This is a genomic window from Providencia sp. PROV061, from assembly GCF_011045655.1.
Taxonomy (GTDB): Bacteria; Pseudomonadota; Gammaproteobacteria; order Enterobacterales; family Enterobacteriaceae; genus Providencia; species Providencia hangzhouensis.
Genome location: NZ_CP042861.1, coordinates 3242832 through 3258815, shown reverse-complemented (window position 1 = coordinate 3258815; position 15984 = coordinate 3242832). Strand labels below are relative to the sequence as shown.

Here is a 15984-nt window from a genome sequence, read left to right as displayed (position 1 = left end):
TTCAAACTTTTTTAGGCTTTCCTTGTTTGCTCTCCATGAGCTACCGACCCTGAACATGTAATATCTTGCAGGGTTTCGGTATACCGTTGAAGATGACAGTCGGATCATCGATGCGTATTCTTTTATTGTATAAAGAGAGTCATCCACTATTAATCTCCTTATCTATCGTCATAACATAGTGATTGAGCCACATGTTAGGTGTGTACTTTTGTTTCTTATCGGATGGTAAATATTTAGTGAATTCGGGTAGGTGCTTGAGTAGAGTTTTGGTTGATATTTCGTTGGTTATTTTTTCGTAATTCTTCAGTTCCTTGTGGCATTTCCTTGCCACTGCTCGCAATCCGTTTTCATGCTCCTGTGGTGTCATAGGCCACCTATGCTATTTAATTAAGTTCGATAACCTTTAACTGATATATTTCCGTTTTTCTTTCTGACTATCCATACCTGCATGTCTTTGTATGCATATGCACAATCTATATTTTTAGATGGAATGAAACTAATTAGGCATGTATTGCAGAAATCAATTAACTCACTATCATCTTTATTTTTAACTGTTGTTGTTATTCTCATTCTCTGCATCCTTCATTAATAAATATGCTAGGCATATTGCACGAGTTAGCTTTTTATCTTCTACCACATTCCAACCAGAGCCACATTGCCAAATTTCATCCACATAGCTAATGGCAATTTTATTCGTCTCTACCAAGCTCATTGCCATTGCAGGGCTAAAGAAATCAATCCATTCTGTTTCTTCCCACGTCTCTTCATTGTCATATTTTATGCTGGATTTTAGTTGGCGCTGAAATAACTTTAAACTTCCAGTGCGCTGTTTGATATCTTTATACTGAATGCAATCATACTTACAATTAAGAATGAATACCTTTTTATTAATCTCGAAGTCAGAGAGTTCGGTGTATTTATTCATTAATTAACTCCAGTTCATCAGGTTGATAATAATCCACAAAGCCTTCTTCGTTTTCTATGCAGATAGAAGTTGTATCGATGCCTATAATCACGCATGGTTCATCCGGCGCAATCCAGCTAGAATCATCGACTATTGGAGTAACTTTATCACCAACTTTAAATTCACCTTCCACGAATTACCTCCCCACAAACTATCTCAACATCCCGCACCTGCATTATCTGCATAGCACGACTCTCGCATTCTTGCTGTGTGTATATTTGCTCAGATACAGGCACAGCAGAACCCTGTATTAGCATGAGTAATACATATCCGATTATTTGCATGGTTATTTAATCTTTTTTATAGAGTGGAATGTTTATTGACCCTGATTTCTCAGCGTTAATATGAGTGAATCCATGCTTATTAATATAATCAACGCCATTTGATTCCATATAACCGACAGGCTCCAAGTTATTAATTAAACTCTCGCGTGATGCTTGCCATACATCGAATAACGCGCCATATAGCAGTAATATCGTATCTTCGTTATAGCTTTTTTTATTACATTCTTTTTTAAACCACTCTTCAAATTGCTGCCTTGATTTATCCATCACTCCACCTTTCTATATCCGGCTTTATATAAGCGTTCAGCGTATACATGAGCAGTAGTAGACATGCCAATATCAGTTAAGCCTTCTTTATCAGTAGAAATAACAGCCACTATGCGTTCTATTTCTTTTTTCGATAATCTTTCGCGTTCCTTATCTGCTATTTCCTTTGCTAAATCCGAGCAGTCAAAGCAAATATTTGCTGCCTGACCTTGAATTAAATTGTCTTTGCCGACATTGCCACCACAAAGGTTGCAAATATTTTTAGGGTCTGGCTCTGGTACGATAAATTTCATAATTTGTCCTTGGTATATAAAATCGTTCATATTCATTCCTCTTCATTGCATCCCTGCGGGTTAATTAATCCTTTCCCTGATTAATACTCACCCCATTCATCAACCCACGCTTCAAGTGGTGTTTTTCCTGCTTCGTAATAATCACGCCAAGCGTCTGCTTCTGCTGCGCTACCGCCGTGGTCTGCTGCTACTTGCATTAATAAATCGTGCCATTCTTCAAAACTACAATTTTCATTATTCATATATCTATCTCCTGTTTGCATCCTTGCAAATATATCCTTTGGTTAAATCACACAGGGAAGGGTCAGAATGGGATTTCTTGGTCATCCCAATCCATCGGTGGCTCATTCTGCGGCGCTTGTTGCTGTGGCTGCTGAGGTTGTCGCGCTGGTTGCTGGCTTCCTGCCTGATTATTGCTATCTTTTCTGTTTGATAGCGGCTGTACTTCACGAACATTAAAAATAGTAGCCGTTCTCTTTTGTCCTGTTTGTTTATCTTCCCACTCTTCAACTTCAACTCTGGCAGTGATACGAATTTGAGTTCCTTTCTGTGTATTCCTATCCATGAATTCTGCCGTTCCTTTCCATGCTTTACAGCGAATCCATGTTGTTTGGTCAGTCCATTGACCATTATCGCCTTTCTTTGAATCACCAACGGCTAGGGAAAATTGCATTATTGCTGTTCCGTTAGGTGTATATTTCAACTCCAAACTCCCGATTCTTCCCGTGAAGTTGCATTGATTCATGTCTTGCATTATTTCTTTCCTTAGCGTGTAGTTTCGCGTGCTCTGACGCGGTCAGTATTAGCAAGTTATCTGGATGATTATTTAGCTTATTCCCATCAATATGATGAACATGCTCTCCCTTTTTCATCTTTCTTCCATATTTGTATTCGCAGATAACTACATGAAGATATTTATTTCGATTTATTCCATTGGCGGAACTATTGGTGAACACCAAATACCCACCTTTAGATATAGTTAGCCCTCCGCCCCAATTGTGGTTTTTATCTCCAACTCGGTCTCTAAGTTTTTCCTTGGCTGATTCAGGTAATTTTCTCCCCATAGCCGCAATGGATAACTTCATTTTTACATCTGGTTTTGAGTGGGATAGTTTTCCAATTTCTTGGCGTGTTCTTACGTCAACATTATTTGATTTAAGCAATCTCATGATGGTGATAGATGCGCAGCCTATTGAATTAGCGATTTCAGTAGCAGATAGCCCTGATTTGTATTGGTTTTGTATTTCATCGAAATTAAGTCGTAATTTTGAGCCTGAGCACTTCTTGGAACAAAATCTCCTATCATTCCATTGGTTATCACTTAGCCTAGTTGCTCTTTCGAATGTAGAGCCGCACCAATCGCAGACTTTGCTATCCATTAAGAAGCCTCCGCATATTTAGTTAACTTTTCTATTTCTTCCTTGAGTTCATTTAAGAATTTACGAACTTCCTGTTCGATTTCTTGTGCTAACTCGTCATTAAAAACAATCCGTGTTTTGAAATAGGCTAGGTTTACTGGGAGGCGATTGTCGTAGCTGACAAAGTCGCACCATTTTCGTCCAGTGCACATCATTTGCCCGTGAATTTGTAATAGATATTCAGTCTTAGGTTTTCCTGTCCTAAGCGTTTCTAGGTGAGTTGCAGTGTTAGGGCATTTGATTTCAATAAGTCCATCTTCATCTACTAACCCATCAGGGCTAGCTCCGAATCCTTCGATAGATGGGTGAGGGATAAAGCCTGTTTCTGTCACTGTGGCGTCGAACTCATTGAGGCAATACATTTCCCTTGCAACTGCCTCAAGCTCGTTTCCACGCTCCATACTGGCTGATTTAAAGGACTCTTCCTTTTGTCCTGTTAGCGTTTCGCAAATTAGCTGAGCCATATAATTTCTACGAGTTGCTCCGCTTCCTTTTGCCATTACTTTTGATAAGTTACTGGCGGTAACACATCCTAGTCTTGCCGCATACCATTCGTCAGTTCTCTGCTCCACTTGGCACCTCGGTAAATTCAGCATCGATGGCTATAGAGTTTTTAATTCGTTCCTTTTCAGCGGATCCGATAATGGTTCGCTCATCCCCTGATAACTCCATCCATAATTGTTTAAATGCGTCCATTCCTTTGGCTGCTGCCGCTTCGCACTTAGCGATTAGTTCAGCTCTTTTTTCGTGGCTTTCTTGCCCGTTAATAACGCCAGTTGGCGTGTTTTCAGTAATTCTCTCGGCTTCGTCTTGGTCATAAATACCTGCAAAACCAAAAGCTAATCGAGCGCATTGAATCATTGCCTTATGTCGTAACATCCGTTTTGGGTGTGACTTCCAAGGTTGAGTGTTTCTATTACACTCATCCATATACTCAGTAACTGAGGTAGGGTGGTTTCTATCTTTGCGATAAATTTTGCAGGTGCATGAGTCGCCATCCATAACGAACTCCATACCATCGAAATTTTTATTTTCATTAATAATGCGTGACCAACCATCAACACCAACAACTGGAACAATTCCTGTTCTATCTGGGAAGGCATAAATTTCTTTAGTCCAAGGGTTTAAGTTGTATTGATTGGCGACAATGAGAAGTGATAGAAACTGCTGGTCTGTTGCTTCGGCTTTAAACGCCGTGGATTTCAATGTTTGAATTAGGTCTTTCTCATCAATAGCCAGCTCTAACTTTTTGGCAAGTGAGCCAGCCATTGAAACTAGTGAGTTACTCATATTTTTCCCTTTGATTATCTCAGTAAGTTTTCAGACTTAGCGGCTTTAAATAATCCATTCCAAATGCCATTAAGTTCAGATTCATTAAGTTTTTGTATTAGATGCGGAGTTTCATCCATGACCGCATCATAAAACCGCTGAGCCATTTCATTAGTTAGCCCATCATCCTGATTTGCTAAGTGCTCACGGTCTGGAATAGTGGCGAAGTTTTCATACTCTGAAATTCTCATGCTGCGTCCTTACTTAACTTGGCCACTGCCGAAAATATTAGGCTTCCTTTCCCTCTGGTGATGTACTCTTCCATAAGCGCATCAGTCCATTCATGCTTTAAGAGGAAATCCACTATCTCCTCAATCGGTGCATCCATTGCAGTAAAGAGAGCGTCCGTGTCTCCCTCTATTTTTTGCACTTCATGATTTTCAATTGATAACCTGAAGTCTTTATCAAACGTTATTGATGGGTAATAACCTTTTGTATTTATGTGCAATGTCATATCCACCTCGGTATCAGAGCCATGAAAGCAATTAAGGAGATAATAAAAGCTATCCAGTCCCACTTAATTTTGCTTTTAACTTCATCCTTGAAGCTATCGCTATTCAGTCGATAGCTGAGTTCCTGACGTTTTAATTCGTTAATTTTTGGCATGAGAAATCCCTCACTTATCGATTGATAGCGATTGTTATTTAGGTCCTGGTGTTGGTGCGGTGGGTTACTGCTGACCGAGGGCTTTTGCGATTGCTGCTTTGGCTGTGTCTATTGCGTCCGATAAATCACCTAGACCATCAATAGCCTCTTTGGCGCTTTCAGTTAGCTCAATCAAAGCCTCTAATAACTCTGGTGCTGCTGCGATTAGATGGGCGTTGGCTGTAGAGTTAGTCAATCCAACATAGCTTCCGTTGTCATCATATAACTCTATGAAAAACTCTCTTTTTGTAGCCATCCACGGCGCTGGACTATGCTTAAATTCCATATCACCCCCTAGCCTTTAACATTGCATCTGCCATGCGGTAGTAAGTTTCAGCTTTATCCTTGAAAATAGCGTCAATGTTATCCTGTGACCAATATCCGCTATCCATGCGCTCTGTTGCCCAATCTCCTTGCATGCATTTAGCAGCGAAATAATCACGCAATGTCATACCTGTATCAGTGCCATGTAACTCTGTTGCTGGAATTGGAAAAGCCGCTCCACCTGTTTTATCTGTCATACTCCCTCCGTTATTAACTAAACACGATGCTAGAACCTGCCATACCACGCACCGTCATCGCCTTTTTCTAAGACTATTACTTTCGACTTAGCGGAATCGAATCCATCTAAAATCAACTCGTGAACTCTATTGGTAAGATGGAAAAGGCAGGTCTTTACATCGTAATGAACCCTAACACCCTCGGTTTCTGACATTTTTAAGCGTATTGCTTTTTTATTCTCATCTACCCATATCAAAACAAACGGAAGCCCTTCGTTGACGTGTCGGCTTATCGAGACATTCCCTGTTTTCACATTAACCCTTATTTGTGGCTTATATCTTGAACTATGCGAAATTTGCAAAGCTGAAACAAAATTACATTTACTGTAATCCATCTCTATCTCCTATCTATTAATCAACTCACCAACCTATTGATAATCCACACTCTCGCAGTGGACGCGCTCATGCCCTTGAGTTCATGCCGCTCAATCGCCGCTAATAACTGGTGCGTATTTGGCTTGTACGCTGCTTTACCAGAGCTATTTGTAATATAGGAACCTTGACCCGTCGCTACACAGGCTAGCGATCATGCTACTCAGGGGTTAGTCACTACCTAACCTTTGCCGATATGCGGCTGCGGTCTATCCGATTTTCTTGTTACATAAATCCTCCGATTCAAACGGTACTTACATCTATGGCGAGACCGATTTATTGCCTTTGGCTTATTGTCGTGCTGTCAAAAAAGCTATCTCACCACAGCCCACCTTGATGAACTGTAATTAGTTAACTATCAAAAAGTAAACTCTGCTCTGTTGGTGATAGATTACTTCGACTTTTCACTTCAAATCTTTTATCAAGGAAGTCAAACTTATCCTCATCACCCCAGAATGGAACAACCAATTTCTGGCAAAACAAACCAGTTTCCATCGCATCTTCAGCTCTTGCGAAATACATAAAAGAGCCAGCCAACTCATTTTTTACGCGCGAGACTTGATCCGCTGTTCTATACATAATTTGAACTCTTTCTGGCTGAACCATATTATCCTCCTATCTCGCCGTGATGCTTCCATCACTCATAACCGGCTTGCGTAGCCGTGGTTGCTTGCGTGTGTCGCATTCCTGCGAGCGTTTCTGATCTTCGCTAACTGAGCATCAGTAGCATCTTTGTGATACTTGCTGATGTGCATAACTGGTAATCGCGGGTCAAATGTCCTTAGACACAACGGACAGGTAACTTTCGTTTTCATATCCCACCCATCTAAATTTAGGTAATAAAAAACCCCGCATTTGCGAGGTTTATCTTTTCTTCCCTAGTGAGGGTAATCCGCCTTGCATTGGTGGCGAACCGTTGTGTTTATTTATGCTTTTTAGCAGGTAATGCTTGTTCTTTACTGGCTTTTCGCTACCTAGAACCTTACGCTTAGCGTCTCTAATTCTTATCAGCTCGCTATCACTTGCATTCGCGTGGTACTTATCAATGTGATATTTAGGATTCATCGGGTTGAAAAGCCTTTTACATACAGGGCATTCAATTCTCATTGGCGTTTCCACTATATTAAGCTCTCGCAGTTACTTCTCCAGATTCCAACAGCGTACCAGATTTTCTATATTTAGCTGAGTAAATACTTGAATTTGGTAAGCAGGTGTTATCTGCTGAGTCATAAACTTTAGTGCTGCGAATTGAAATTGCTTTTTCAACTCGGCTAATTGGTTTTCGTGTTAGTGATAAAGTAGGGCGTTTTTCTTCTTTTGCTGGTTCGCCATGTATTGCTGCTTTTAAGCTTTCAGTTAATGCGTGCGCTTCCTGCAATGCTTTTCTGCGTTCCATTCTGCGTGCTCTGGCGTTGTTGTAGCCGTGAAAGTTACACATAGTTTTCCCCTTTCAGTTTGCTTTGGTGATTGGTGGTAGGTGCTGATCTCCTACTTTCGGTGTTACGTCATGCGACACGCGACTTACTTAGTTATTGCCGATTCCTATATTGCTAATCAGCCTTAGCGTTCACCAATCCCAAAACATACTGTCTTTGGTTTGCGCTTTTACAGCGCTATCTGCTTAAAGAGCTAACATCCTGTTTATCTATGGCTCCTTGCCTTCGATGAGTTAAATTTAAGACATCTTAAGTTTTAAGTCAACATTAATTTTAGAAAACTTAAATTAATTTATTTAAGAAAACTTTCTTGGGGATGGATTTGGAGTTTGATTGAGTTTGTGATGGTAAAGAAAAGCCCTCGCATGAAGGGCTGTAGGTGGATTATGGAAGTTTCTTTATTCTGGCATCAACGACAACGCCGATAATTTTACAGTTGCCATTAATAGGAATCATTCGGTATTGCGGATTGAGGGGCTTCAGATAAATAGAGCCTGCATCAGCAATGTATTGTTTAAATGTTGCTTCGTCATTCAGCTTCGCCACAACAAGTTTACCGTTGATGGGTTCAATATTAGGGTCTACAAGTATCACCATGCCCTCGGGGATACTTAAGCCGGAAGGCGAGGTCATGGAGTCACCAATAACATCAAGCCAAAAAGACTCTTCTGAGCAACTAACAGTTGTTTCGTACCAATCATCAATGGATTTTCTATGATAAGGCTCCAATGCCTCACTCCAATTACCAGCGCTAACCCAACTTATTAACGGATATTCACCTCTAGCGTGATGAAATTTAGAGAACCCTACATTATCTCCAGCGCTTTCCTTGCCGCTTAAAAGATACTCAGGGGTGCAGCCTAATGAGCTTGCTAATGCTATTAGATTACCGCCATCTGGCTCTGTAACTCCGCTTTCCCATTGAGAGATAGCCGAGCCAGTAACGCCAATCTTTTTAGCTAGATCAGCCTGTTTGAGTTTTAACTCTTTTCTTCGCAATTTAATGCGGTCGCCAATGTTTGAAATATTCATAATTAAGTTATCTTAAATCTTCTTGACTTAAGAGTCCTAAAAATACATAATTTAAGATGTCTTAAATGGAGGTTATAATTATGCTCAAAGATGAAGCAATTAAGTTTTTCGGATCTCAGCGCGCTATCGCTGAAAAATTAAATGTAACTGATTCTGCTGTATCACAATGGAAAGAAGTAATACCAGAACGTGTGGCTTTAAAATTAAGTCGCATCACGAACGGTAAACTTAAATACCAACCAGAGTTTTATAACAGAGTTGCCTAACAACTACCTCGCTCTTTAAATCCTCAACCCTGAAAAAGGGTATCAATACAAAACTTAACTCACAGGATCGTGAGCAACGGACTAACTACGTCAAAAGGAATTTAACAAATGGACTACGCAAAAAATATCAAAATCACATGTAAACCAGAAACACTCGAAACCTATTTCTTTCAAATGATGTTTAAAGATGGAAATGACGGGTTCGCTAAAGCAATGGGTATTCACCCGAGTTCAGCTAGTAGAGAGAAGAGTCGCATATTCAGCTTGGCTTGTAAGGCTATAGCTCGTTATGGCTTACCTACTGAAGCTGTATCAATGCCTGAGAGGTCTAGAAGCATAGTGATTAAAGGTGACTATGCAGAGCGATTAATTCAGGTTCTAGAAGGGAAAGGGAAGCTAAAAAGAAAAACCTCAAAGGCGGCAACCGATGAGGCTCAGATGAAACTTATTTAAACAACAATCAATGAGGTAATTATGAATCAAATAACTACTTTAGTAAACATATACAACGGCGAAGTGACCATGAGCAGTCGTGAGATTTCAGACCTAACAGGAAAGAGACACGATAATGTAATGGCTGATATTCGCAAGATGTTGGTTGAAATTCAATCTCCTGAAAAGTTAGGAGATTACACAGACACTAAAAATCGAACACAGCAAATGCTTCTACTCAACAAAGAAGAATGTCTATGTTTGATTTCTGGCTACAGCATCAAGTTAAGAATGGCGATTATTAAACGCTGGCAAGAACTTGAATCTCAAAAACCTCTCATCCCTCAAACGCTGCCAGAAGCTTTACGTCTGGCGGCAGACCTAGCAGAACAGAAACAAATCGTTGAGCAGCAATTAGCAATCGCAGCGCCTAAAGCTGAGTTTGTTGATCGCTACGTTCAAGCTACTGGCTTACTTGGATTTAGAGAGACAAGCAAGCTGTTAAAAGTGAAAGAGAACTTATTTAGAGATTTTTTAATCTCAAAACGAATTATGTATAAGTTGGCTGGGAAATTAACACCTTACTCAGAGCACCTTGAAGCAGGTAGATTTGATGTAAAAACAGGTGAGAATCAAGTAAACGGTCACGCTTATACACAAGTTAAATTCACGCCTAAAGGAATTCAGTGGATCGCTGGATTACTGGCAATGGAGCAATTGGAGGCAGCGTGAGCATGATATTAATGGCGAAAGCCATGCAGTTAAAAGTTGGTAACCCATCAAGAAAGCTTGTTCTGATAAAGCTAGCTGATAATGCCAATGACAAAGGAGAGTGCTTCCCATCATATCAACATGTGGCTGATCAGTGCGAAATAAGTAGACGAAGCGTTATTAATCACATCGATGCCTTGTGTGAACAGGGATTGGTCAGAAAGGTTTACAGAAGTGGTGAAAAAGGTAATTCATCTAATGTTTATATTCTTAATTTAGATGGTGCAAAAATTTCACCCCCTAGTGAAAAATCTGCACCAGAGGTAGTGAAACAGTTTCACCAACCTAGTGAAATATCTGCACCACCCCCTAGTGAAAAATCTGCACCCAGAACCAGTCACTCTTTTGAACCAGTCAATGAACCTAAAGATAACACCCAGCCTGTGGCTGTGACAGCTAAATCAAGGTATGCATTCGAAGGTGAGGTAATCAGATTAAACCAAAAGGATTTTACTGAATGGCAAAACCTGTATTCAAACATCGACCTCGAACACGAGTTGAGACGACTGGATATTGAGTTTAGAGCTGATAAGCCTAAAAACTGGTTTATCACAGCTAGTCAGAAATTGAATTACCAGAACAAAAACGCTAAGCCAGCTTGGACGCCATCTAAGCGAGTTATGCCGCCTAGCAGAACCCAAGAATTCATACCGGAGAACTTCTGATGAGCACAGGAATGCAAGCACTGGCTCGGTTTAGAAAACTGATGCCGGAACACATCAAGCCAAAGTTTGAAACACCTGAAGAACTCATGGCATGGCAACGAGAGCAGGGCGAAATTGATTCAAAGCGGATCACCGATGCAAATCGTGTTACCCGACTGAATAAAATCATGGGTCGATCTGGAATTAACCCGCTTCACCTAGATTGCACATTCGAGAACTATCACACCACCACACCTGAGCAGCAAACCGCATTACGCAAAGCCAAAAACTATGCAGAGAACTTTGGCAAAAACTTTGGTGGATTTATCTTTAGCGGCAATGCAGGAACCGGAAAGAATCACTTAGCAGCAGCAATCGGAAATCACCTAATACAGCATGGCAAAAGCATCCTAATCGCTACACTGCCAGACCTGATGATGCGAGTGCGAGAAACCTACCAGAAGGACGCTAAGACCTCAGAATCGAAATTAATCGATGACCTGTGCGAGGTTGACTTACTGGTGCTTGATGACGTTGGTGTCCAGCGTGGAAACCTCAACGAGGATTTGATTATCTTCCAAGTTGTAGACCGTCGATTAGCAAACAAAAAGCCAGTTGGAGTGCTGACTAACCTTGCATTCGCAGAGCTTTCAAAGGTGCTGGGTGAGCGAGTTATTGACCGTTTAAGAATGGGCAGCCCGACAACGATTAATTTCGGATGGGAAAGTTACCGCAGTCAAGTTAAGTAACACACCAAATCATAAGGACTTCTAGATGAGCATATTATTTCACAAGGATTACCCATATTCAGATTTAGATAACTGCTACAAAAATTATGAGTTGCTAATTGACAGCCAGCAATGGGTAAACCATCCACTGGTAGACACCGCAGAACACCCAATCAAAAGAAAAGCAACGCGATTGATTAGGCAAATGAACAGGTGTTTTCCAAGAGGAAAAGCATACATGCGAGTTAGTAAGCGTGAGTTTATGGCGGGCAATTAAGCGAGGTGTTGAGTGATGAAATGGCATCAGAAGGCACTCGTCAGGGTATTTAGTAGCAACATTCTTACATTTCTATTTCAACTCATTGCTTGGTGTTCGGTATCGATTTTAATCGCGATAGATAAATTAGGTGAGTTTAATCTTCATGTTTATCTAAGAGCATTACCAATAGTGATTATTCAGGCGTTAGTGATGACATGCCTAATCAGGTGGATATTTAAGTTTTGCACTAAGGATATCAATATTAATTAGAGGGTTGAGTGATGAAAGGAACAACGTTAACAGAGGGAGGCATCTAATGCAGGGAACTAATTGGGTTAAGACAGCAAACGAATTACCAGAAGATGGTCAGTGGTGCGTTGTTTGTGTGGGAGGGGTAGCGTTTGATGTAGCGTGTTATGACGACAATACACGTTATTTTCAAGGTGATAATTACAGCTATAGCCATGAGAGCATCAGTTACTGGTTAGCACTCCCACCAATGCCAGAGGGTGAATGATGGAATCACCACTTGCACGAATGATTAAGCAACAGGTATTCGACGCCAACGTTGACAGGCTTGTACTTCTCAATGATGAGCAATGGGATTTCATACTGAATGACCAAGATGAACGCGAATGGTCTGGCGGGAACTACTACGGTCACGATTATCATGAGCGGGAAATTTACATCGCCTACGATATCAAATATGTGAAAACAGGATTACGGGAGCCGTTGTTATGACCGAGCTCAAGAAATGCCCGTTTTGCGGTGGGCGCGGTGAATACTACTACTTCGAGGACTTAGGTCACTTAGTCATCTGCTCTAACACTATTTGTCCATCAAATAAGTTCGGATATGAAGATGCCGAAGAAGCTAAGCAAGCATGGAACAGGAGAGCTAATGATGAATGAGTTAAAAAAGTGCCCTTTGTGTGGCAGTAGAGTTAAATGGTGCGGCGAGAATGAGCCAGACCCAGAAGATAATCATCTTTGTGACCATATCCAGTGTACTAATGCGGATTGTGGTGCTGACTTTTCCTTTACTCACAATAACGATATTTACCCTGATAATTCTGATGACATGACAGCAGAAGAGTTAATGCAAATTGACCGTGATTATTCAGCGAAGCGGTTTAACAGGAGAGCTAACAGTGAGTGATGAAACATACAAATGGATAGTAGGCGCGTTATCAATGATGGGTTACGTGTGGATTGTTACACAGGCGTTTTGCTGGTTCGTAAGTTTGATTTTCAGCAAGCTGTTTAAACGCAAATCAAAGGAACGAAAGCAAGCGGCAATTGATGAATTGTACGATGCGTTTGAACTGGGTGAAATCAAAGATAACCAAACAATCAAGGTTGCAACTAAAGGCGGCTTAGTCGTTATGATTTATCGTCAATAGGAGGTTAAATGTCACTCAAGACATACTATCTCAGTAGTAAAAGTATCAGACAGAACGCCATCGAAGCAATACAAAACCTACCGATAGATTCAGCCAAGCCTTACGAAGTTAAACTCTCCGAACCTAAACGAACCAAAGCACAAAATGACCGCATGTGGGCAACTCTTACTGATTTGTCTGAGCAGGTTATGTGGCATGGCCAGCGGTACGACAAAGAGGATTGGAAAGACTTAATCACTGTCTTGAATAAACAAGTCAATGGCGGCGCTCAGCGGTCGGCTGTCGGGCTCGGTGGCGGTATTGTCTACTTCGGTGAACGTACTAGCAAAATGCGAGTGCGACAAATAGTAGATGTTATCGAATGCGCTCACTGGTTCGGTTCACAAAATGGCGTCAAGTTTACTGATGACGCAAAGAGAGAGCTGGAGTGGGCGCAACGCATCGGTGACAAACAGAAACTCAAGGAGCAGCAAGAGAGATGAATAGATTACAAATAGCGATAGCAGGGTTATGCGCTAAGTTAGGTTTATCGATAGCTTCAAAGCCTGAGCCATTTATCCCGTGGGTTATGGAAGATGAGCGTCATGCTTACAGCTACCCAACACCAACCAAGCGCATCACAGGTCACGCAAAGATAAACCGAGCAGCCAAGAAGCGGAGGGCGAGAAAGTGACGCCTGAAGAAAAACTGAAGCAATTAGATGAACGTTTAGATGAATTACACAGAGTAATTGATTATCTGAACGAATCACGCAGGGAGTTAATCAATCGTCACAATCTAAACAAGGAGAAGTTATGACTCAGCAAGGTAAGAATGCGATTGAAATAATCAAAGCGGTTAGAGAGCTTGAATATTTCACAACAAAGCAAGCGCAAAACATAACAGGAATTCCTTACTCAACGGCAAGTTACATTATCAGCCTAATGCGTAAATTTGCGGCTGTGTCGGTTGTAGGGAAAAGCAAAGGTACATTGAAATACAAAATATCACCTGATGCTGTGCAGATTGTTAAACGTGAATTTACTGAGGTTTTCAAGCCAGAACCTAAAAAAATAGACGATGAAATAGTAGGCCGTGGAATGGTCTATGTCGAAAAAGCCAATGTGCAAGGCATGGGTAGCGCATTCCTAAAACGCATGGATTCTTTATTGAGCGGGGTAAGGGCATGAAGAAGCAATTATTCTTTGGTCTCATTGTTGGCCTAATAGTTACCGCTGTTTGTATTTTTGTGGAGGCTGTTAAATATGGCTAACTTACGCAAAGAAGCAAAAGGCAGAGAGTGCCAAGTCAGAATACCAAATGTATGTAATGGAAATTCTGAAACTGTGGTAGGTGCTCATTATCGAATGGCTGGATTATGTGGCACAGGATGCAAGCCTAGCGATTTATTTATAGCGTGGGCATGTAGTGCTTGCCATGACGAAATCGACCGCAGAACGCGAATCACGGACGCTGAATACGCAAAGCAATGTCACCTAGAGGGAGTTATTCGAACTCAGGCTATATTGCAAAGCGAGGGGAAGATTAAGGCATGAATGAATATCACCTCAAATTACCGTGGCCACCGAGCAATAATACCTACTGGCGACACTGTAGAGGACGTCACTATATATCAAAAAAAGGCGAAACCTACCGAGAGCAAGTCATAGATTACATAGAACAGAAAAACCTAGATATTAAAACCACTTCCCGCATCAAAATAGTCATCACTGCAAATCCCCCTGATAAACGCAAAAGAGACCTCGATAACTTGCCTAAAGCTGTTTTCGATTCGCTTACTCACGCCAATTTTTGGGACGACGACGAACAGATAGATGATTTTCGAATAAAGCGCGGGGAGAAAGTTAAGGGCGGTTCTTTGGATATCACTATATGGGAGATAGGTGATGCAGACTGAAATAACAACCATTCCAGCGTTGCTTGTCAAGACGCACGGGAATATGAGTGAAGTCGCAAGGCGACTCAATTGCAATAGGGCAACAGTCAAGAAATATTCTGGTGATGTATTTAGTTTTGACCACGCGATTATAAATGGTCGACTGATGACTAAGTATAAACATACGAAGGGGGCTAAATGAGAAAGGCTTCATTTGAACAAATAGCTTACTTCAGAACTGAAAAGGAAATGAGGAAAAAGCTTTTCGGAACACTTCCAAAACTAAGCCCATCAGAAAGACCATGGACTAGATATATGCTCACCATGTGGGGAAGAAACTACCAAGGAGACGATTCTCCAGATGGCCTAAATATAAATGTTATTGGTCGACTAATGACAAGGGATGAATGGGATGATGGCTCAGCCACTTTGATTCGTGCCACTTTCGATAACTGTAGAAAGATGGGATACACAGGCAATGAGCTAATCGAAAAGGTAAAAGAAATTATTGCACCAAACAAATCAACACTCGGCGCACTTCGCCTCGCCAAAGAAAAAGATGACGCCGAATTTGTTGAAAAGTGTATTAACGAAATTTTACCAACGAGCAACCCGCTTCGTGATGTAGTTATTAAACGCTATAAGCAATGCAAAAGCCCGCAAAACATTCTAGAGGAGCTATCGAGGAAAACAGGTATAGACCTAGACTCTGCTAAACGCCGAGTTAGATGGGCTTGTGCGATGATTGAAGATGCTATTCATCCTATGGTTAGTGATATCAAGTAGCATTATTTTCTATGTAATTTATTAATAGGAGAAATCTATTGCATTCTGCGCCTAAATAGTATACTGTTTATGTTATGCTCGGTCGTGAAAGCAAAGAGCAGGTAACAAGGTAAAAGAGGGTAAGAAATTATCCGCTGATTACGGGCTGAGAAGTTCCGATTAGAGCCTCACTTCGGTGGGGCTTTTTGCTTTCCAACTCCCCGGAATTTCCGGATAGTTC

36 protein-coding genes are annotated in these 15984 nt (G+C 41.1%); 18 read left to right on the top strand and 18 right to left on the bottom strand.

The genetic code is table 11. The annotated features are described in order from the left end of the window. Positions 1-547: 547 nt before the first annotated feature. The 18 genes from FVA72_RS15030 to FVA72_RS14945 all read right to left on the bottom strand — a co-directional run bounded on the left by FVA72_RS15030 (position 548) and on the right by FVA72_RS14945 (position 8600). The gene (locus FVA72_RS15030) at positions 548-925 is read right to left on the bottom strand and encodes a hypothetical protein (RefSeq protein ID WP_137019266.1); all 378 of its coding nucleotides are present in this window, start codon (positions 923-925) and stop codon (positions 548-550) included. Then, positions 918-1097 (bottom strand): hypothetical protein, encoded by a 180-nt coding sequence (locus FVA72_RS15025; protein ID WP_137019264.1) that lies wholly within the window; start codon positions 1095-1097, stop codon positions 918-920. Before FVA72_RS15025 ends, FVA72_RS15030 begins: the two co-directional genes overlap by 8 nt. A gap of 157 nt (positions 1098-1254) precedes the next feature. Next, positions 1255-1515: a hypothetical protein gene (locus tag FVA72_RS22115; protein WP_137019262.1), complete on the bottom strand. Its 261-nt coding sequence runs from the start codon at positions 1513-1515 to the stop codon at positions 1255-1257. Beyond that, the gene (locus FVA72_RS15015; protein ID WP_137019260.1) at positions 1515-1838 is read right to left on the bottom strand and encodes a hypothetical protein; all 324 of its coding nucleotides are present in this window, start codon (positions 1836-1838) and stop codon (positions 1515-1517) included. Before FVA72_RS15015 ends, FVA72_RS22115 begins: the two co-directional genes overlap by 1 nt. A 50-nt stretch (positions 1839-1888) precedes the next feature. After that, entirely contained in the window at positions 1889-2050 is a 162-nt protein-coding gene (locus tag FVA72_RS15010) for a hypothetical protein (protein WP_165119758.1), read from the bottom strand. A 62-nt stretch (positions 2051-2112) separates the two neighbouring features. Further along, entirely contained in the window at positions 2113-2553 is a 441-nt protein-coding gene (locus FVA72_RS15005) for a single-stranded DNA-binding protein (protein ID WP_243154765.1), read from the bottom strand. Next, positions 2495-3187, bottom strand: a complete 693-nt coding sequence (locus FVA72_RS15000) for an HNH endonuclease signature motif containing protein (protein WP_137019256.1) — start codon at positions 3185-3187, stop codon at positions 2495-2497. Before FVA72_RS15000 ends, FVA72_RS15005 begins: the two co-directional genes overlap by 59 nt. After that, complete coding sequence (locus FVA72_RS14995) at positions 3187-3798, bottom strand: lambda exonuclease family protein (RefSeq protein WP_175427128.1); 612 nt, start codon at positions 3796-3798, stop codon at positions 3187-3189. Before FVA72_RS14995 ends, FVA72_RS15000 begins: the two co-directional genes overlap by 1 nt. Beyond that, positions 3782-4516: a phage recombination protein Bet gene (bet, locus tag FVA72_RS14990; protein WP_137019252.1), complete on the bottom strand. Its 735-nt coding sequence runs from the start codon at positions 4514-4516 to the stop codon at positions 3782-3784. Before bet ends, FVA72_RS14995 begins: the two co-directional genes overlap by 17 nt. Before the next feature lie 14 nt (positions 4517-4530). Further along, on the bottom strand, positions 4531-4746 hold the full coding sequence (locus FVA72_RS14985; protein ID WP_137019250.1) for a hypothetical protein: 216 nt from the start codon (positions 4744-4746) through the stop codon (positions 4531-4533). Beyond that, positions 4743-5009, bottom strand: coding sequence for a hypothetical protein (locus FVA72_RS22110; RefSeq protein WP_048606419.1), 267 nt, complete (start codon positions 5007-5009; stop codon positions 4743-4745). The genes FVA72_RS14985 and FVA72_RS22110 overlap by 4 nt, the downstream gene beginning before the upstream one ends. Beyond that, on the bottom strand, positions 5006-5161 hold the full coding sequence (locus FVA72_RS22105; RefSeq protein WP_165119754.1) for a hypothetical protein: 156 nt from the start codon (positions 5159-5161) through the stop codon (positions 5006-5008). The genes FVA72_RS22110 and FVA72_RS22105 overlap by 4 nt, the downstream gene beginning before the upstream one ends. A gap of 64 nt (positions 5162-5225) precedes the next feature. Beyond that, positions 5226-5486 carry a hypothetical protein gene (locus tag FVA72_RS14970; protein ID WP_137019248.1) on the bottom strand — a complete coding sequence of 87 codons (261 nt, stop codon included), beginning with the start codon at positions 5484-5486 and terminating at the stop codon, positions 5226-5228. A gap of 1 nt (position 5487) precedes the next feature. Then, positions 5488-5721, bottom strand: a complete 234-nt coding sequence (locus tag FVA72_RS14965; RefSeq protein ID WP_137019246.1) for a hypothetical protein — start codon at positions 5719-5721, stop codon at positions 5488-5490. A gap of 29 nt (positions 5722-5750) precedes the next feature. Beyond that, positions 5751-6095 (bottom strand): hypothetical protein, encoded by a 345-nt coding sequence (locus FVA72_RS14960; RefSeq protein WP_137019243.1) that lies wholly within the window; start codon positions 6093-6095, stop codon positions 5751-5753. 388 nt (positions 6096-6483) lie between these two features. Further along, positions 6484-6738, bottom strand: a complete 255-nt coding sequence (locus FVA72_RS14955) for a hypothetical protein (protein ID WP_137019241.1) — start codon at positions 6736-6738, stop codon at positions 6484-6486. Positions 6739-7255: 517 nt separating this feature from the next. Next, entirely contained in the window at positions 7256-7570 is a 315-nt protein-coding gene (locus FVA72_RS14950; protein WP_165119752.1) for a hypothetical protein, read from the bottom strand. 382 nt (positions 7571-7952) lie between these two features. After that, positions 7953-8600: a LexA family protein gene (locus tag FVA72_RS14945; RefSeq protein WP_131679865.1), complete on the bottom strand. Its 648-nt coding sequence runs from the start codon at positions 8598-8600 to the stop codon at positions 7953-7955. An 80-nt stretch (positions 8601-8680) separates the two neighbouring features. On the opposite strand from FVA72_RS14945, the gene FVA72_RS14940 reads away from it, so the two are divergent. The 18 genes from FVA72_RS14940 to FVA72_RS14855 all read left to right on the top strand — a co-directional run bounded on the left by FVA72_RS14940 (position 8681) and on the right by FVA72_RS14855 (position 15764). Next, positions 8681-8866: a Cro/CI family transcriptional regulator gene (locus FVA72_RS14940; RefSeq protein WP_131679866.1), complete on the top strand. Its 186-nt coding sequence runs from the start codon at positions 8681-8683 to the stop codon at positions 8864-8866. A 108-nt stretch (positions 8867-8974) separates the two neighbouring features. After that, a complete protein-coding gene (locus FVA72_RS14935) occupies positions 8975-9319 on the top strand; it encodes a hypothetical protein (RefSeq protein WP_137019239.1) in 345 nt (114 codons plus the stop codon). A 21-nt stretch (positions 9320-9340) separates the two neighbouring features. Continuing rightward, positions 9341-10030 carry a phage antirepressor KilAC domain-containing protein gene (locus tag FVA72_RS14930; RefSeq protein WP_137019237.1) on the top strand — a complete coding sequence of 230 codons (690 nt, stop codon included), beginning with the start codon at positions 9341-9343 and terminating at the stop codon, positions 10028-10030. Further along, positions 10027-10734, top strand: a complete 708-nt coding sequence (locus FVA72_RS22100) for a helix-turn-helix domain-containing protein (protein ID WP_165119750.1) — start codon at positions 10027-10029, stop codon at positions 10732-10734. The genes FVA72_RS14930 and FVA72_RS22100 overlap by 4 nt, the downstream gene beginning before the upstream one ends. Then, positions 10734-11462: an ATP-binding protein gene (locus FVA72_RS14920; protein ID WP_137019235.1), complete on the top strand. Its 729-nt coding sequence runs from the start codon at positions 10734-10736 to the stop codon at positions 11460-11462. Before FVA72_RS22100 ends, FVA72_RS14920 begins: the two co-directional genes overlap by 1 nt. 25 nt (positions 11463-11487) lie before the next feature. After that, complete coding sequence (locus FVA72_RS14915; RefSeq protein WP_137019233.1) at positions 11488-11718, top strand: hypothetical protein; 231 nt, start codon at positions 11488-11490, stop codon at positions 11716-11718. 298 nt (positions 11719-12016) lie between these two features. Then, a complete protein-coding gene (locus tag FVA72_RS22095; protein WP_137019231.1) occupies positions 12017-12217 on the top strand; it encodes a hypothetical protein in 201 nt (66 codons plus the stop codon). Further along, positions 12214-12441 carry a hypothetical protein gene (locus FVA72_RS14905; protein WP_137019229.1) on the top strand — a complete coding sequence of 76 codons (228 nt, stop codon included), beginning with the start codon at positions 12214-12216 and terminating at the stop codon, positions 12439-12441. The genes FVA72_RS22095 and FVA72_RS14905 overlap by 4 nt, the downstream gene beginning before the upstream one ends. Next, the gene (locus tag FVA72_RS22260) at positions 12438-12611 is read left to right on the top strand and encodes a Lar family restriction alleviation protein (protein ID WP_137019227.1); all 174 of its coding nucleotides are present in this window, start codon (positions 12438-12440) and stop codon (positions 12609-12611) included. The genes FVA72_RS14905 and FVA72_RS22260 overlap by 4 nt, the downstream gene beginning before the upstream one ends. Beyond that, positions 12562-12858: a Lar family restriction alleviation protein gene (locus FVA72_RS14895; RefSeq protein WP_231136957.1), complete on the top strand. Its 297-nt coding sequence runs from the start codon at positions 12562-12564 to the stop codon at positions 12856-12858. Before FVA72_RS22260 ends, FVA72_RS14895 begins: the two co-directional genes overlap by 50 nt. Beyond that, entirely contained in the window at positions 12851-13102 is a 252-nt protein-coding gene (locus FVA72_RS14890) for a DUF4752 family protein (protein WP_137019222.1), read from the top strand. Before FVA72_RS14895 ends, FVA72_RS14890 begins: the two co-directional genes overlap by 8 nt. 8 nt (positions 13103-13110) lie before the next feature. Further along, positions 13111-13584, top strand: a complete 474-nt coding sequence (locus FVA72_RS14885) for a recombination protein NinB (protein ID WP_137019220.1) — start codon at positions 13111-13113, stop codon at positions 13582-13584. Next, positions 13581-13775 carry a hypothetical protein gene (locus FVA72_RS22090; RefSeq protein WP_137019218.1) on the top strand — a complete coding sequence of 65 codons (195 nt, stop codon included), beginning with the start codon at positions 13581-13583 and terminating at the stop codon, positions 13773-13775. Before FVA72_RS14885 ends, FVA72_RS22090 begins: the two co-directional genes overlap by 4 nt. A gap of 121 nt (positions 13776-13896) precedes the next feature. Next, entirely contained in the window at positions 13897-14271 is a 375-nt protein-coding gene (locus FVA72_RS14875) for a hypothetical protein (RefSeq protein WP_137019216.1), read from the top strand. A 75-nt stretch (positions 14272-14346) separates the two neighbouring features. Next, positions 14347-14637: a DUF1364 domain-containing protein gene (locus FVA72_RS14870; protein WP_137019214.1), complete on the top strand. Its 291-nt coding sequence runs from the start codon at positions 14347-14349 to the stop codon at positions 14635-14637. Further along, positions 14634-14999, top strand: a complete 366-nt coding sequence (gene rusA / locus FVA72_RS14865) for a crossover junction endodeoxyribonuclease RusA (RefSeq protein ID WP_137019212.1) — start codon at positions 14634-14636, stop codon at positions 14997-14999. Before FVA72_RS14870 ends, rusA begins: the two co-directional genes overlap by 4 nt. Further along, positions 14989-15180, top strand: a complete 192-nt coding sequence (locus tag FVA72_RS14860) for a protein ninH (RefSeq protein ID WP_137019210.1) — start codon at positions 14989-14991, stop codon at positions 15178-15180. Before rusA ends, FVA72_RS14860 begins: the two co-directional genes overlap by 11 nt. Then, entirely contained in the window at positions 15177-15764 is a 588-nt protein-coding gene (locus tag FVA72_RS14855) for a hypothetical protein (protein WP_243154714.1), read from the top strand. Before FVA72_RS14860 ends, FVA72_RS14855 begins: the two co-directional genes overlap by 4 nt. Positions 15765-15984: the final 220 nt, after the last annotated feature.

Bases quoted from the DNA above. Each gene is read 5' to 3' on its own strand.
- FVA72_RS14855 (WP_243154714.1), top strand. From the start codon at position 15,177: ATGAGAAAGGCTTCATTTGAACAAATAGCTTACTTCAGAACTGAAAAG.
- FVA72_RS14920 (WP_137019235.1), top strand. From the start codon at position 10,734: ATGAGCACAGGAATGCAAGCACTGGCTCGGTTTAGAAAACTGATGCCG.
- FVA72_RS14950 (WP_165119752.1), bottom strand. From the start codon at position 7,570: ATGTGTAACTTTCACGGCTACAACAACGCCAGAGCACGCAGAATGGAA.
- bet (WP_137019252.1), bottom strand. From the start codon at position 4,516: ATGAGTAACTCACTAGTTTCAATGGCTGGCTCACTTGCCAAAAAGTTA.
- FVA72_RS22105 (WP_165119754.1), bottom strand. From the start codon at position 5,161: ATGCCAAAAATTAACGAATTAAAACGTCAGGAACTCAGCTATCGACTG.
- FVA72_RS22115 (WP_137019262.1), bottom strand. From the start codon at position 1,515: ATGGATAAATCAAGGCAGCAATTTGAAGAGTGGTTTAAAAAAGAATGT.
- FVA72_RS14970 (WP_137019248.1), bottom strand. From the start codon at position 5,486: ATGGAATTTAAGCATAGTCCAGCGCCGTGGATGGCTACAAAAAGAGAG.
- FVA72_RS14930 (WP_137019237.1), top strand. From the start codon at position 9,341: ATGAATCAAATAACTACTTTAGTAAACATATACAACGGCGAAGTGACC.
- FVA72_RS14965 (WP_137019246.1), bottom strand. From the start codon at position 5,721: ATGACAGATAAAACAGGTGGAGCGGCTTTTCCAATTCCAGCAACAGAG.
- FVA72_RS22110 (WP_048606419.1), bottom strand. From the start codon at position 5,009: ATGACATTGCACATAAATACAAAAGGTTATTACCCATCAATAACGTTT.
- FVA72_RS22095 (WP_137019231.1), top strand. From the start codon at position 12,017: ATGCAGGGAACTAATTGGGTTAAGACAGCAAACGAATTACCAGAAGAT.
- FVA72_RS14935 (WP_137019239.1), top strand. From the start codon at position 8,975: ATGGACTACGCAAAAAATATCAAAATCACATGTAAACCAGAAACACTC.
- FVA72_RS14885 (WP_137019220.1), top strand. From the start codon at position 13,111: ATGTCACTCAAGACATACTATCTCAGTAGTAAAAGTATCAGACAGAAC.
- FVA72_RS14955 (WP_137019241.1), bottom strand. From the start codon at position 6,738: ATGGTTCAGCCAGAAAGAGTTCAAATTATGTATAGAACAGCGGATCAA.
- FVA72_RS22090 (WP_137019218.1), top strand. From the start codon at position 13,581: ATGAATAGATTACAAATAGCGATAGCAGGGTTATGCGCTAAGTTAGGT.
- FVA72_RS14860 (WP_137019210.1), top strand. From the start codon at position 14,989: ATGCAGACTGAAATAACAACCATTCCAGCGTTGCTTGTCAAGACGCAC.
- FVA72_RS15005 (WP_243154765.1), bottom strand. From the start codon at position 2,553: ATGAATCAATGCAACTTCACGGGAAGAATCGGGAGTTTGGAGTTGAAA.
- FVA72_RS14895 (WP_231136957.1), top strand. From the start codon at position 12,562: ATGCCGAAGAAGCTAAGCAAGCATGGAACAGGAGAGCTAATGATGAAT.
- FVA72_RS15015 (WP_137019260.1), bottom strand. From the start codon at position 1,838: ATGAACGATTTTATATACCAAGGACAAATTATGAAATTTATCGTACCA.
- FVA72_RS15000 (WP_137019256.1), bottom strand. From the start codon at position 3,187: ATGGATAGCAAAGTCTGCGATTGGTGCGGCTCTACATTCGAAAGAGCA.
- rusA (WP_137019212.1), top strand. From the start codon at position 14,634: ATGAATGAATATCACCTCAAATTACCGTGGCCACCGAGCAATAATACC.
- FVA72_RS14985 (WP_137019250.1), bottom strand. From the start codon at position 4,746: ATGAGAATTTCAGAGTATGAAAACTTCGCCACTATTCCAGACCGTGAG.
- FVA72_RS14915 (WP_137019233.1), top strand. From the start codon at position 11,488: ATGAGCATATTATTTCACAAGGATTACCCATATTCAGATTTAGATAAC.
- FVA72_RS15010 (WP_165119758.1), bottom strand. From the start codon at position 2,050: ATGAATAATGAAAATTGTAGTTTTGAAGAATGGCACGATTTATTAATG.
- FVA72_RS14870 (WP_137019214.1), top strand. From the start codon at position 14,347: ATGGCTAACTTACGCAAAGAAGCAAAAGGCAGAGAGTGCCAAGTCAGA.
- FVA72_RS22260 (WP_137019227.1), top strand. From the start codon at position 12,438: ATGACCGAGCTCAAGAAATGCCCGTTTTGCGGTGGGCGCGGTGAATAC.
- FVA72_RS14960 (WP_137019243.1), bottom strand. From the start codon at position 6,095: ATGGATTACAGTAAATGTAATTTTGTTTCAGCTTTGCAAATTTCGCAT.
- FVA72_RS14875 (WP_137019216.1), top strand. From the start codon at position 13,897: ATGACTCAGCAAGGTAAGAATGCGATTGAAATAATCAAAGCGGTTAGA.
- FVA72_RS14940 (WP_131679866.1), top strand. From the start codon at position 8,681: ATGCTCAAAGATGAAGCAATTAAGTTTTTCGGATCTCAGCGCGCTATC.
- FVA72_RS14945 (WP_131679865.1), bottom strand. From the start codon at position 8,600: ATGAATATTTCAAACATTGGCGACCGCATTAAATTGCGAAGAAAAGAG.
- FVA72_RS15030 (WP_137019266.1), bottom strand. From the start codon at position 925: ATGAATAAATACACCGAACTCTCTGACTTCGAGATTAATAAAAAGGTA.
- FVA72_RS14905 (WP_137019229.1), top strand. From the start codon at position 12,214: ATGATGGAATCACCACTTGCACGAATGATTAAGCAACAGGTATTCGAC.